The sequence below is a fragment of the Curtobacterium poinsettiae genome, assembly GCF_025677645.1.
In the GTDB taxonomy this organism is placed as follows: Bacteria; Actinomycetota; Actinomycetes; order Actinomycetales; family Microbacteriaceae; genus Curtobacterium; species Curtobacterium poinsettiae_A.
This window is the reverse complement of record NZ_CP106879.1, coordinates 2,665,839-2,678,865: the sequence shown is the minus strand read 5'-3', so window position 1 is coordinate 2,678,865 and position 13,027 is coordinate 2,665,839. Positions and strand designations below refer to the sequence as shown.

Sequence of the window (13,027 nt, the reverse complement as noted above, 5' to 3'; positions counted from 1 at the left end):
CCGCACCCGCACCCGCACCCGTCAGCGGTAGCCGCCGTCCTCCAGGCCGGCCTCGACCTCGAACCGGTTCCGCATGGGATCCCGCCCGGCGACGGCGTAGAGCAGCGGCATGAGCATCCCGTACCGGCGCCACTGCTCGACGTGCACCCGCTCGTGCCGGAGCACTCGCGGGCCGTCGTTGTCGCGGGTCAGGTACACCGACCCGACGCAGGTGCCGCCGCGCCGGAAGACCCAGCGCGGCAGCCCCGTGCAGACCACGAGCCCGTCCTCCACCCGGATCCGCCCGGTCGACAGGGGGACGCCCACGGCGAGCCCGACGGCCGTCGCGAACACCCACCCCGCACGGGACACGGGGGATTCGAGCAGCGGGTTGCGCACGCTCAGGCCGGGCGGCCGTACGTCTCGAGCAGGCGGAGCCAGATCTCGTTCATCGTCGGGTAGGCCGGCACGGCGTGCCACAGCCGGTCGATCGGGACCTCGCCCACGACGGCGACGGTGGCTCCGTGCAGCATCTCGGCGACGTCCTGGCCGACGAACGTGACGCCCACGACGACCCCGCGGTCCTCGTCGACGACCATCTTCGCGCGGCCCGTGTAGCCGTCGGCCTGCAGCGAGGACCCGGCGATCGCACCGAGGTCGTACTCGACCGCGCGGACGTTCAGCCCCTGCTCGCGGGCCTTCGCCTCGGTGAGTCCGACGCTCGCGACCTCGGGGTCGGTGAAGGTGACCTGCGGCGAGGCGGCGTGGTCGGCGGTGGCGACGTGTGCACCCCACGGCTCGGTGTGGAGCGGCGTGCCCTGGTACCGCGCGGCGATCGCCTCACCGGCGGCACGCGCCTGGTACTTGCCCTGGTGCGTGAGCAGGACGCGGTGGTTGACGTCTCCCACCGCGTAAAGCCAGTCAGTGCCGTGCACGAGCATGGTGTCGTCGACGTCGAGCCAGTCGCCCGCGGTCAGGCCGACGGTCTCGAGCCCGAGGTCACGCGTGTGTGCGGCACGACCGGTGGCGGCGAGCACCTCGCTCGTGATCACCGTGGTGCCGTCGTCGAGCTCCGTGGTGACGAGACCGTGCTCGTCGCGGTCGACCCGGACGGGGTTGACGCCGGTGCGGACGTCGACGCCGAGTTCGCGCAGGGAGTCGGCGACGAGTTCTCCGGCGAAGGGCTCCATGCCGCCGAGCAGACCGTGCCGGGCGACGAGGGTGACCTTCGCGCCGAGGGATGCCCACGCTGTCGCGAGCTCGGAGCCGGAGACGCCGCCGCCGATGACGAGCAGGCTCTCGGGGACCTGCTGGGCGCTGGTGCCCTCCCGGGTGCCCCACGGCTTCGCGTCGGCGAGACCGGGCACGGGCGGCAACGTGTGCAGGGAACCGGTGACGACCGCGACGGCGGCGCGCGCGGTGTGCGTCGCACCGTCGACGTCGATGGTCTTCGGGCCGGTGATGCGGGCGTGCCCGCGGATCAGGTCGATGCCGGCGGACTCGAGCCACGAGACCTGGCTGTCGTCCTTCCAGTCCGAGGTGAACGAGTTGCGTCGGGCGAGCACGTGGGCGGCGTCGAGCGTGCCGGTCACGGCCTGCTTCGCACCGTCGAGCCGCTTCGCCGCGGCGAGGGCGTGTCCGCTGCGCAGGAGCGCCTTCGAGGGCATGCACGCCCAGTAGGAGCACTCGCCGCCGACGAGCTCGGCCTCCACGATCGCGACCGACAGGTCGCGCTTCCTGGCGTAGTCCGCCACGTTCTCGCCGACAGCGCCGGCTCCGATCACGATGAGGTCGTAGTCCGTCATGCTCCCGAGCGTACGCGGAACGGCAGGGGGTCCGCCGGTCGCGTCGTGCCGGTGGTCAGCCCACCCGGGAGGCGCTGGTCACCGCTCCGACGACGCGCAGGATCACGCCGAGGTCGTCCACCGCCCGGTCCGGGTCGACGGGGGCGAACCCGGTGAGCGCGGCGCCGACGAGGCGCCGGCCGCGGGTCGCGGCCTGGATGCGCTCGACGAGCGCTGCGCCGTCGAGGCCGAACGGGACGGGTTCGAGGAGTCCGTCGACCTCGGACGGGTCGAGGACGTCGAGGTCGACGTGCACGAAGACCGATGCGGCACCGGTCCGTTCGACCGCTGCGGCGAGGGCGTCCGGGGTGGCGGCGTCGACGTCGAGGTGCACGATCCCGGCTCTGTCGAGGGCGGCCCGTTCGGCGTCCTCGACGCCGCGGACCCCGGCGACGACGACCGAGGACGCCGGCACCACCGGCAGGCCGGGGAACAGGTCGTCGGGGCGGTCGACCAGCAGGCGCAGGGCGGCGGTCTCGGCGGCGACGGGCTGGGCCCGGTTGAGCGCGCGGTACCCGCCGGAGCCGGAGATGCGGACGAACGCGGTGTCCGATGCGAGGGCGGCGGTCGCGCCGAGGACACTGGCGCCGTCACCGCCGACGACGAGCACCGGTTCCGTGGCGACGGCCGTCTCTTCCGCGACGCGTTCGGCGACGGCGAGCACCGAGGTGTAGCGGGCGACGGCGGTCTCGAGGCGGTCACCCGCTCCGGCCGGGACGTCGACCACGGTGGTGGACGCCCGGGGGAGGTCGGCCGCGATCGCCGACGCGCCGTCCCCGAGTCGCATCGCGCGCGACGACGCCGAACCCTGCCACTGACCGACCACGAGGAAGTGCATCGTCTCAGTCTGTCAGCTGGGGTCCGGCGTCGTCAGGGCGTTCGTCAGATGCTCGAGGATCCGCCGGACTTCAGCGCGGCGAGTCGTGCCTCGACCTCGGCGTCCTTACCGACGTCCTCGAGGCTCTCGAACTGGGCGTCGAGGCTGGACGACTGCAGCTCCTGCTGGCCGAGCACCTTCGCCTCTTCGCGGCGGACCTTCTCCTCGAAGCGGCCGAGGTCGCTCGTCGGGTCGAGCACGTCGATGTTGCCGAGAGCGTCGTTGACGCGGGACTGCGCCTCGGCGGTCTTCGAGCGGGCGACGAGGTTGTCCCGCTTCGCACGGAGCTGCTCGAGCTTCTGCTCCATGCCGGCGAGACCGGACTTGAGCTTCTCGACGGCCTCGTTCTGCGACGCCAGGTTCGGCTCCGCGTCCTTGACCTCCTGCTCGGCGGCGATCTGCTTGCCGATCGCGATCTTGGCGAGGTTGTCGAACTTGTCCGCCTCGGCCGACTTGCCCTCGGAGCGGTACTTGTCGGCTGCGGCGGAGGCGTTGGCGGCCTTCTGGCCCCATTCGACCGCGGCCTTCTTGTCCTCTTCGTGGTCCTGCTCGAGCAGACGCACGTTTCCGATGGTCTGCGCGATCGCGGTCTTCGCGTCGGCGATGTTGTTCGTGTAGTCGCGGACGAGCTGGTCCAGCATCTTCTGCGGGTCCTCGGCGTCGTCGATGATCTGGTTGATGTTCGCGCGCACGAGGGTGGAGATGCGTCCGAAGATGGTCTGCTTGGCCATTGCTGTTCCCTTTCGTGGAAGTCCTGTGGACGGTGTGGTCGGGTCGGGTCGGGTCGGGTCGGGTCTGGTTCTGGGGTGCCGGGGGAGTCGGTCGGGTCAGAAGCGGCCGCCGCCGGAGAAGCCGCCGCCACCCCCGCCGCCGCCTCCGCCGAAGCCGCCCCCGCCGCTGAAGCCCCCGCCTCCGCCGAAGCCCCCGCCCCCGAAGGAGCCGCCGCCGTAGCTGCCGCCGCGACCGCCGAGCAGGCCGCCGAGGACGAGTCCGGTGACGAGACCACCCAGCTGGGCACCGCCGCCGCCCTGGCCGCCACCCCAGCCGCCGAGGTCGTCGTTCGCGGCGTCCATCGCGGCGGCCGCGTACTGCTCGGCCGCGCGGGCGGCGTTGAGCGCCTGTCCGGGGTTGCTCGGGGCGAGTTCGACGGCGTCGTCGTAGGCGCGCTGGGCCTCGGACAGCCGGGTCCGAGCGGTCGGTCCGATGCCGCCGCGGTGCAGGGACACGTAGTCACGGGCCTGACTGATCCGGTTGCGGGCGTCGCGCAGGGCCGCGTCGAGCGCCTGGGTGGCGCGCTGGCGCTGTTCCTCGGCACCCCGCGCCGCGGCGATGGCCTGGTCGATCTCGGTGTTCGCCCGGGTCAGCGCGTCGACGGCCGCCACCGGGTCCTTCGGGTCGAGCCCCTGGCGGAGCACGGTCTCGGCACGGGTGACCGCGGCGGCGAGGTCCGGCCCGCCCGAGCGCAGGCTGCGGGCGGCGGCGACGTCCCCCTGGATGTCGATGCGCATCGCCTCGGCGCGGGCGGTGGCCTCGTCGAAGGACTGCTCGGCGGCGAGTGCGCCGTCGGTGAGCTGCTGCACCTGGGCGAGCGCGTGCTGGGCATCGCGGACGGCGACGACCGCCTCGCCCTTGTCACCGGCGGCGATCGACGCGGTGGCGGCGTTCGACCGATCGGTGGCGAAGGCGAGCACCTGGTGGGCCTGGTCGACGTTGTCCGACACGGTGGCGAGGGTGCGACCGGTGTAGCGGGCGCGGACGCGGTCGAGTGCAGCGGCGGCGGCGCCGACCGAGGCCGGTGCGGCCGCCACGGCCTGGGCGAGCGATCTGGCTGCGTCCTCGATGCCGTCCTCGAGCGAGCGGAGTTGGTCGAACGCTTCGGTCTGCTCCTCGATCGCGGCGTGCGCGCGTTCGCAGATGACGATGATCTGGTTCGCCCACTCGGCGCGCTGCTGCGGGGTGTCGGGGACCTCGTCGTCGAGCTGCTGCCGGATCGCGAAGGCCTTGCGGACCTCGCGCTGGGCGGCCTGCACGGCGTCGGCGAAGGGCTTGGCGGCGTCCGGGCCGAACTGCGCGCTCGCGAACCCGACCTCTTGCTCGGCGGTGCGGAGTTCGTCGTCGATGGTGACCAGGGCGCCGCCGGCGGTGCGTTCGAGGTCGGCGAGCGAGGCCTCCTGCGCCTCGGTGGCTGCGGCGGTGCGGCGCTTGTTCCGGGTCCGGATGACCAGGACCACGACGATGAGCCCGACGACCACGACGAGCAGCAGGATCCACAGCCAGGTGAGGTCGACCGGGGCCTGCGACTGGGTCAGCCCGTCGGCGAAGGCCACGGCGGCGCCGGACCAGTCGCCCTGCTTGAGCTCGGGGAGCAGCGAGTCGTTGACGGCGTTCTCCACGTCGGACGAGGAGATCGCGGTCTCGTTCGTCTGCTGGACGTCGTAGTTCCGCTCGTCGACCGCGACCGAGAGCAGGATGCCGTCGGTGTCGATCTGGTTCTGCTCGAGCACGGCCCGACCCCACTCGGTGTGGTCGGTGGGGTCGGTGAAGGACGGTACGAACACGACGAACAGCTGCGTCTGCGTGTCGGAGTACAGGTCCTGCACGGCCTGCTCGACCCGCGCCTGCTGGGATGCGGTCAACGCGTCGGCCTCGTCGAGGACGTACGCGCCGCCCAGGTCGACGGGTGCCGTGGCGTGGGCGGTCGCTGCCGGAGCCAGGACGATCAGCATGGCGACGAGGGCGGCCGTCACGCGGCTCCACAGCCGCGTTGTCCCCCTGTGCCCGTTCGACCCGTCCGTGCCCGATCCGTGCTGGACCGCTCGCATCCGTCCTCCGTCCGTCGCCGGTCGGTACCCCGTGGCACCGCCCCGGACCGCGCCACGAGTGCGCTGTCGCCCGGAGTCTATCCAGGCCACGCAGGGGCACGGACAGACTCTGGGGGAACGCTCCGGACCGTGCTTCCTGTGGACGTCTTGTCCCCCGGACCGGGGTATGCTGGCGCCACTGTTCGAGGATGAACGGAAGGGGAAGAACGATGGAACGCACCACGAGCACCGAGGTCGTCCCGCTCGAGGACGGCTACCACCGGGTGTCGACTCCGGCGACGGGCGTGATCGGTTTCGTGCGCGAGCACGACGGCCGCTACGAGGTCCTGCGCGGACGAGTTCGCCAGGCGACCCGCTCCGAAGGCCTGTACAGCACCATGAACGTCGCGCTCATCGCGCTGACGCACGCCTGATCCGCCCTGGGCGCGACCACACGACCGACGGGCGCTGCCCCGGTCGCCGGGTCGTGCCTCCAGACCGTCACGGTGACGCTCCGGACGTCGGCTGCTGACCGCGCGGACGACCGGGAGGCGCTGCTCGCTGCCGTCGCGTCGGCGACCGGCGTCGACCCGCTCGCGGTGCGCGCGGGTCGCGTCTGCCCGCACTGTGCGGGGACCGACCACGGTCGTCCGTGGGCGACCGCCGCGGGCGTCCCGGTCGGCGTGAGCCTGTCGCGCGCCGGGGGTCGTCGCCCTCGCGGTCGGTCCGTCGGCGCTCGGCGTCGACGTCGAGCGGGTGTCGCGGGTCGCCGCTGCGCCGCTCGACGTCTTCACTCCGGACGAACTCCGTCGAGCCGACGGGGATCCGGCGCTCCTCGCCGCAGCGTGGGCGGCGAAGGAGGCCGTGCTGAAACGCGACGGACGCGGGCTGCGCGTCGACCCGATCGCGGTGGAGGTCGACGTGGCCGCCGGCACGGCCCGGTTCGAAGGCGTCGAACGACCGCTCACCGTGCTGTACGCCGCGCCGGACGTGGTGCTCGTCGTCGCGGCGGGTGGCCTGCCAGTCGAGGTCGTCGGGACGGTCAGCGGGGGAGCGTGAGCACCTCGGCGCCGTCATCGGTGATCGCGATCGTGTGCTCGGTGTGGGCGGTCCGCGCTCCGGTGGCGCTCCGCAGGGTCCAGCCGTCGGCGTCGGTGACCAGGACGTCGGTGTCCGCCATCACCCACGGTTCGAGCGCGAGCAGGAGCCCGGGCCGGAGCGTGTAGCCGCGACCGGCGCGCCCGGTGTTCGACACGTGCGGGTCCTGGTGCATGGTCGAGCCGATGCCGTGTCCGCCGAACTCGACGTTCACCGGGTAGCCCGCGGCTTCGAGCACGGTGCCGATCGCGTGGGACAGGTCACCGATGCGGGCGCCCGGTCCGGCGGCGGCGATGCCCGCGGCCAGCGCGCGTTCGGTGGCGTCGATGAGTGCGAGGTCCTCGGGGCGTGCGGTGCCGACGACGAAGCTGATCGCGGCGTCGGCGGCGATGCCGTCCAGGGACACCGCGAGGTCGAGGGTCAGCAGGTCGCCGTCCTGCAGCGCCTGGTCGTGCGGCAGCCCGTGCAGGACGGCGTCGTTCACGGCCGTGCAGATGTGGTGGCCGAACGGACCGCGGCCGAACGAGGGTGCGTAGTCGACGTAGCAGGAGTCGGCGCCAGCGGCCTCGATCATCTGCTTCGCCCACCGGTCGATCTCGAGCAGGTTCGTGCCGACGCGGGTGCGTTCGCGCAGGGTCTGCAGGATCGTGCCGACGAGGGCTCCGGTGGCGCGGCCCTTGTCGACCTCGGCGGGGGTCAGGATCTCGATCACGCGGATGATCATACCGGTATTACTATGTGGGCATGGTCCGTCTCCCACTCCGCCCCGACGAGGTCGCGCGCGGTCGTCGCCTCGGAGCGCTGCTCCGTCGTGCCCGTGGTCCGCGATCGATCGTGGACACCGCCCTGGCCGCGGGGATCTCGCCGGAGACGCTCCGGAAGATCGAGACCGGCCGCATCGCGACGCCGGCGTTCTCGACCATCGCGTCGGTCGCCGGCGAGGTCGGGCTGTCGCTCGACGCGGTGTGGTCCGAGGTCAGCTGTGACCCGGCCGACGGCGAGCTGGCCGGCTAGCCGACGCGGCGGCGGAGCCTGCCAGCCGACGCGGCGGAGCCTGCTCGCCAGCGGGCAGCGCCGGCACGGACGCCTCGTCGATCCAGGGCCCGGCCACCGCACGGACGTCCGCGACGGAACTGCCGGCCGCGTCCGCGAACGCATCGAGCACGTCGGGCACGGTGACGGATCCGTGCCGGTGCCGCTCGGTGATGCTCCGCAGCCCGGTGAAGAAGGCGCCGTCGCCGATCGTGCGGCGGACGGCGTGCAGGGCGAGGGCGCCGCGCTTGTAGACGCGGTCGTCGAACATGTCCTCCGCGCCCGGGTCACCGACCACCAGGTCCTCCGGCTGCTCGAGCAGTCCCTGCCGGTACCGCTCGGCCAGCTGGTCCGCGGTGTCGTCGCCGCGATCCTCGGACCACAGCCACTCGGCGTAGCAGGCGAACCCCTCGTGCAGCCAGATGTCCTGCCACCGGGTGACCGTGACGGAGTTGCCGAACCACTGGTGGGCGAGCTCGTGGGCGATGAGGCGGTCGGTGCCGTGCTCGCCGTCGACGTGGTTCCGGCCGAACACCGCCAGGCCGTGGGCCTCGAGTGGGATCTCCAGGTCGTCGTCGGTCACCACGACGCCGTACGCCGCGAACGGGTACGGGCCGAACCGGTCACCGAACAGCGTGAGCATCTGCGGCACCTGTCCGAAGTCGGTCTTCGCGGCGGCGGCGAGGTCGGCGGGGTGGTGCAGCGTGACGGGCACCCCGCTCGTGCGCAGCTTCGTGGTGCGGTACCGCCCGATCTGCACGGTCGCCAGGTAGGTCGCCATCGGCTCGGTGGTGGCGTAGGTCCAGCGGGTGCCGACACGGTCGCGCTCCTTGGCGAGCAGCTCCCCGTTCGCCAGGACGTCGTACGCCGCCTCGGCCGCGATCTCGATCCGGTACGTGGCCTTGTCGTCGGGGCGGTCGTTGCACGGGAACCACGACGGCGCCCCCGTGGGCTGCGCGGCGACGATGACGCCGTCGGACAGTTCTTCCCAGCCGACCTGCCCCCATGCGCTCCGGACGGGGTGCGGGGTGCCGCGGTACCGCAGGTGCACGCTGAACACGGTGTCGGCGGCGATGGGGTCGGCCGGGGTGACCGTCACCTTGTGCGTCGCGGTCGAGACCTTCTTGGCCCGACGTCCGTCGACGTCGACCCGGTCGACCGTGAGCCCGTGCAGGTCGATCACGACCTTGTCGAGCGGCTCGAGGGCGCGCGCGGTGATCGTGGCGGTGCCGTCCAGCCGGTTCGTGGCGACGCGGTAGTCGAGACGGAGCTCGTAGTGCTCGGCGCTCCACCGTCGGTCGCCGCTGTGCGGGGTGTACGGGTCTGCGGCGGGATCGGAGGGCACGGGGACAGTCAACCTCATGGCGCCGGTGGGGCGGTCACCGAGGGGGCTGCCGATGTCCACGGAGCGATCGGGTTGCCGGACCAGCGGGAGCCCGTCGGTACCTGCTCACCGCGCATGACGAGCGAGGACGGCCCGACGGTCGCCCCCGCACCGATGCCGGCCGCCGGCAGGACCACACTGTGCGGCCCGAGCGTCGCACCCGCGTCGAGTCGGACGGTGTCGAGCTGCATCACGCGGTCGTGGAACAGGTGCGTCTGCACGACCGTGCCGCGCGCCACCGACGCCCCGGAGCCGATGGTGACGAGGTCGGCCTCGGGCAGCCAGTACGTCTCGAGCCAGGTGCCGCGGCCGATCGTCGCACCGAGGCTCCGCAGCCAGACGGCCAGCGCGGGGGTGCCGGTGGCCTGCTCGGCGAACCAGGGGCGCGCGACGGTCTCGACGAACGTGTCCTGCACCTCGTTGCGCCACACGAACGACGACCACAGCGGATGCTCCCGGGCCGTGATCCGGCCGACGAACGCCCACTTCGCGATCGTCGACACCACGGCGGCGACCGCACCGGCGGCGATGAGCACCGGCCCGGCGAGCAGTACCGTCCACCCGATCCCGAGGGCCGACCACAGCGCCAGCAGGGCTCCGGCGACGCCGAGCGCGATTGCGGCGGAGACCATCGGGGCGACCAGGCGCAGCAGCTCCCAGCAGCCGCGGGCGACCTTCAGCCGCCTGGACGGACGGAACGTGCGCGCCTCGTCGAACTCCGTCGCCGCACGCCGCAGCCGCACCGGGGGCGACCCGAGCCACGACGAGCCGCGCTTGGCCTTCTTCGGCACCGCGGACAGCACCGCCACCAGGGCCTCGCGCGGCACCGAGCGTCCGGCTCCCGTCATCCCGCTGTTGCCGAGGAACGCCCGACGGCCGACCTTCGAGCGACCGATCCGCACCCGACCGCCGCCGAGCTCGTACGTCGCCACCATCGTGTCGTCGGCCAGGAACGCCCCCGAAGCGATCTGCGTCAACGCGGGGATGAGCAGCACCGTCGAGATCTCGGTGTCCCGACCGACCCGGGCGCCGAGCAGCCGCAGCCACACCGGCGTCACGAGCGAGGCGTACAGCGGGAACAGCAGGGTGCGCGCCGCATCGAGCACCCGCTCGGTCGACCACACCTGCCAGCCGATCCGGGAGCGCACCGGGTGCCGCCCCTCGTGCAGGCCGATGCCGAGCAGCCGCACCGCGACCACCACCAGCAGCGCGTACACCGCCCCGGCGACGACCGTCGCCAGGGGGACCGTCAGCAGCGCGCGGAGCACCGCGTCCCCGAGGGTCGACGCCCGCCCGACCAGGGCGAGGGCGACCAGCAGTCCGACCGCGACACCGACCACCGGCAACCCGGCCACGGCCAGGGACCCGGCCCCGTACGCGAGCAGCCAGCGTCGACGGGTCGCGGGGCGGGCCTCCCGGTCGTCGCGAGCCGACCCGGTGCGCTCCGCAGGCGCCCCTGCCCAGCGTTCGCCCGCGGGCACCGGGCCGCCGACGGCGGAACCCGCGGTGATCTCGGCACCCGCACCGACGTGCGCCCCGGGCAGCAGCGTCGTCCGGCTGCGCACCACGGCGTCCTCGTCGATGCGGACGTGCCCCAGGTGGAACACGTCGCCGTCGAGCCAGTGCCCGGCCAGGTCGACCTCGGGCTCGATCGACGCACGCTTGCCGATCGTGAGCATCCCGGTCACGGGTGGCAGCGTGTGCAGGTCGACGTCCCTGCCGATCCGCGCACCGAGTGCCCGGGCGTAGTAGCTGATCCAGGGGGCGCCCGCCGTCGAGGGGCCGTCGACGGCCTCGGCGATGCGCTCGGCCAGCCACACCCGCAGGTGCACCGGACCGCCACGGGGGTACGACCCCGGCCGGACCCCGGCGAGCAGCAGCCGCGCCAGCACCACCGTCAGCGCCATCTTGCCGATCGGCGTCACGAACACCAGCACCGCGAGCACGAGCACCGGCCAGGGCAGCACCGGCAGGAACGGCAGCGTCGTCGCGTGCAGCACCACAGCCACCACGGCCGTCCACGTCAGGACACGCAGCCCCCGGAGCACCTGCACCGGCAACCCGAGCACCGTCATGAGCAGCCCGGTCGCCGGAGGCACCGGAGCGACGTCCCGCGAGGACGCCGCCACCGGACCCGACTCGTCGAGCGCCGCCGCCAGCGCACCGATCCGCGGATGGTCGTACACGTCCGCCACCGTCGTCGACGGGAACCGCTCCCGGATCGCAGACACCAGCTGCGCCGCCGTCAACGACCCGCCGCCGTGCGCGAAGAAGTCGTCGTCGACACTCGCCACCGGCACCCCGAGGATCGCCGACCACCGCTCGGCGATCCACGCGACCGTGTCCGGCAGCATCGCCGCCTCGGACGCTCCAGGCAGCGGCCAGGGCAGCGCTGCCCGGTCGACCTTGCCCGAGGTGCGCGTCGGCAGCGACTCCACCACCGCGATCAACGGCACCAGCGCCGCCGGCAGCTCCTCACGCAACCGCGCGTTCGCGGCAGTCACGTCCACCGTCGCCCCCGCCACCGGGGCGACGTAGCCGACCAGCACCTGGTTGCCCGCCGGGGTCCGCTGCACCACCGCGGCACCGCCCGCGACGTCGTCCAGCGCCCGCAGCGCCGCCTCGATCTCGCCCAGCTCGATCCGACGACCACCGAGCTTGACCTGGTCGTCCGCACGGCCCTGGAACACCAGCCCCTCCGGGTCGTACCGCACCAGGTCGCCGCTCCGGTACGCCCGCTCCCACCCGAGCTCGGGGAACGGCGCGTACTTCTCGGCGTCCTTCGCCGGGTCCAGGTACCGCCCCAGCCCGACACCACCGATCACCAGCTCACCGACGTCCCCGGGCGCGACACGGGCCCCCGACGCATCGACGACGGCCAGGTCCCACCCGTCCAGCGGCAGCCCGATCCGCACCGGTGACCCGCCGTCCATCAGCGCGCCGCACGCGACGACGGTGGCCTCGGTCGGACCGTACGTGTTCCAGAGCTCCCGATCGCGCGAGGCGATGCGCGCCGCCAGCTCCGGCGGGCACGCCTCACCACCGAAGATGACGAGCCGCACCTGCTCGAGCGCGTCGTCCGGCCACAGGGCCGCGAGCGTCGGCACCGTCGACACCACCGTGATCGTGTGCGCGATGAGCCACGGCCCCAGGTCCACGCCCGTCCGCACGAGCGACCGGGGCGCCGGCACCAGCGCCGCGCCGTGCCCCCACGCCAGCCACATCTCCTCGCACGACGCGTCGAACGCCACGCTCAACCCCGCCAGCACCCGGTCGCCCGGACCGATCGGCGCCGCCTGCAGGAACATCCGCGCCTCGGCGTCCACGAACGCCGCTGCACTGCGGTGAGTGACCGCCACGCCCTTCGGCACCCCGGTCGACCCGGACGTGAAGATGATCCACGCGTCATCGGTCTCGCGGGGGAGTTCGGCGCTCGCCGCAGGGTCCGTCACCGGCAGCTCGGCGCCGGCACGGTCTCGCAGGACGCCGCCCGCGCCGATCACCCCGACGACACCGGCCTCGCCGAACACCAGGGTGGCGCGCTCCTCGGGGTCGTCGGCGTCGACCGGCACGTACGCCGCTCCGGCGGCGAGCACGGCGAGGATCGACAGGTACAGGTCACGTCCGCCGGAGGGGATCCGCACCCCGACCCGGTCTCCCCGTCGGACGCCGCGGCGGGCGAGGTCGTCGGCCTGCGCGCGCACGAGGTCGAGCAGGGCGGCGTAGTCGACGCTGCCGGCAGGGTCCTCGAGGGCGGTCGCGTCCGGGTGGGTCGCCGCGGTCGCCGCCAGGACGTCGAACAGGGTCCGTGGTGCGGGTGCGTCGCCGCCGCGGGCGAGTTCGAGCTGCGCGTTCCCGGTGCCGGTGGTCATCGAGGCCTCTTCCCGGTCGCGTGCGGGACGACCGGCCCGTGATCCTAGGGGGTCGAGGTGTCCTGCTCGGGAACGGACGGTGCCGCACTGGACGGCTGCGTCGTGCGCCGAGTGAGCAGAAGACGTCGGATCACCCGCCC

The 13,027-nt window shown here is 73.4% G+C and carries 10 protein-coding genes and 1 pseudogene; 3 read left to right on the top strand and 8 right to left on the bottom strand.

The annotated features are described in order from the left end of the window. Positions 1-21: 21 nt before the first annotated feature. The 5 genes from OE229_RS12800 to OE229_RS12780 form a co-directional block, all read right to left on the bottom strand. A complete protein-coding gene (locus OE229_RS12800; protein WP_262138318.1) occupies positions 22-351 on the bottom strand; it encodes a Fe-S oxidoreductase in 330 nt (109 codons plus the stop codon). Positions 352-380: 29 nt separating this feature from the next. Then, on the bottom strand, positions 381-1,784 hold the full coding sequence (locus OE229_RS12795) for a dihydrolipoyl dehydrogenase family protein (protein ID WP_262138316.1): 1,404 nt from the start codon (positions 1,782-1,784) through the stop codon (positions 381-383). A 55-nt stretch (positions 1,785-1,839) separates the two neighbouring features. Then, on the bottom strand, positions 1,840-2,661 hold the full coding sequence (locus tag OE229_RS12790; RefSeq protein WP_262138313.1) for an arginase family protein: 822 nt from the start codon (positions 2,659-2,661) through the stop codon (positions 1,840-1,842). Between the two features lie 44 nt (positions 2,662-2,705). Continuing rightward, positions 2,706-3,431, bottom strand: a complete 726-nt coding sequence (locus tag OE229_RS12785) for a PspA/IM30 family protein (protein ID WP_182065772.1) — start codon at positions 3,429-3,431, stop codon at positions 2,706-2,708. A gap of 96 nt (positions 3,432-3,527) precedes the next feature. Beyond that, a complete protein-coding gene (locus tag OE229_RS12780; protein WP_262138311.1) occupies positions 3,528-5,447 on the bottom strand; it encodes a TPM domain-containing protein in 1,920 nt (639 codons plus the stop codon). A gap of 284 nt (positions 5,448-5,731) precedes the next feature. On the opposite strand from OE229_RS12780, the gene OE229_RS12775 reads away from it, so the two are divergent. Beyond that, entirely contained in the window at positions 5,732-5,935 is a 204-nt protein-coding gene (locus OE229_RS12775) for a hypothetical protein (RefSeq protein ID WP_071255966.1), read from the top strand. 313 nt (positions 5,936-6,248) lie between these two features. Then, positions 6,249-6,560, top strand: a pseudogene (locus OE229_RS12770) (4'-phosphopantetheinyl transferase superfamily protein); the annotation flags it as partial. On the opposite strand, the gene map reads toward OE229_RS12770, so the two are convergent. After that, positions 6,544-7,311 carry a type I methionyl aminopeptidase gene (map, locus tag OE229_RS12765; protein ID WP_262138307.1) on the bottom strand — a complete coding sequence of 256 codons (768 nt, stop codon included), beginning with the start codon at positions 7,309-7,311 and terminating at the stop codon, positions 6,544-6,546. The pseudogene OE229_RS12770 and the gene map sit on opposite strands and share 17 nt — an antisense overlap. 32 nt (positions 7,312-7,343) lie before the next feature. On the opposite strand from map, the gene OE229_RS12760 reads away from it, so the two are divergent. Then, positions 7,344-7,613 carry a helix-turn-helix domain-containing protein gene (locus OE229_RS12760; RefSeq protein WP_259578032.1) on the top strand — a complete coding sequence of 90 codons (270 nt, stop codon included), beginning with the start codon at positions 7,344-7,346 and terminating at the stop codon, positions 7,611-7,613. Here the strand turns inward: OE229_RS12760 and OE229_RS12755 are convergent. Both OE229_RS12755 and OE229_RS12750 read right to left on the bottom strand, forming a co-directional pair. Beyond that, complete coding sequence (locus OE229_RS12755; RefSeq protein ID WP_262138305.1) at positions 7,576-8,976, bottom strand: M1 family metallopeptidase; 1,401 nt, start codon at positions 8,974-8,976, stop codon at positions 7,576-7,578. The genes OE229_RS12760 and OE229_RS12755 overlap by 38 nt on opposite strands. Before the next feature lie 14 nt (positions 8,977-8,990). Further along, entirely contained in the window at positions 8,991-12,887 is a 3,897-nt protein-coding gene (locus tag OE229_RS12750) for a Pls/PosA family non-ribosomal peptide synthetase (protein ID WP_262138303.1), read from the bottom strand. Positions 12,888-13,027 lie beyond the last annotated feature (140 nt).

Bases quoted from the DNA above. Each gene is read 5' to 3' on its own strand.
- OE229_RS12750 (WP_262138303.1), bottom strand. From the start codon at position 12,887: ATGACCACCGGCACCGGGAACGCGCAGCTCGAACTCGCCCGCGGCGGC.
- OE229_RS12795 (WP_262138316.1), bottom strand. From the start codon at position 1,784: ATGACGGACTACGACCTCATCGTGATCGGAGCCGGCGCTGTCGGCGAG.
- OE229_RS12775 (WP_071255966.1), top strand. From the start codon at position 5,732: ATGGAACGCACCACGAGCACCGAGGTCGTCCCGCTCGAGGACGGCTAC.
- OE229_RS12785 (WP_182065772.1), bottom strand. From the start codon at position 3,431: ATGGCCAAGCAGACCATCTTCGGACGCATCTCCACCCTCGTGCGCGCG.
- OE229_RS12760 (WP_259578032.1), top strand. From the start codon at position 7,344: ATGGTCCGTCTCCCACTCCGCCCCGACGAGGTCGCGCGCGGTCGTCGC.
- OE229_RS12790 (WP_262138313.1), bottom strand. From the start codon at position 2,661: ATGCACTTCCTCGTGGTCGGTCAGTGGCAGGGTTCGGCGTCGTCGCGC.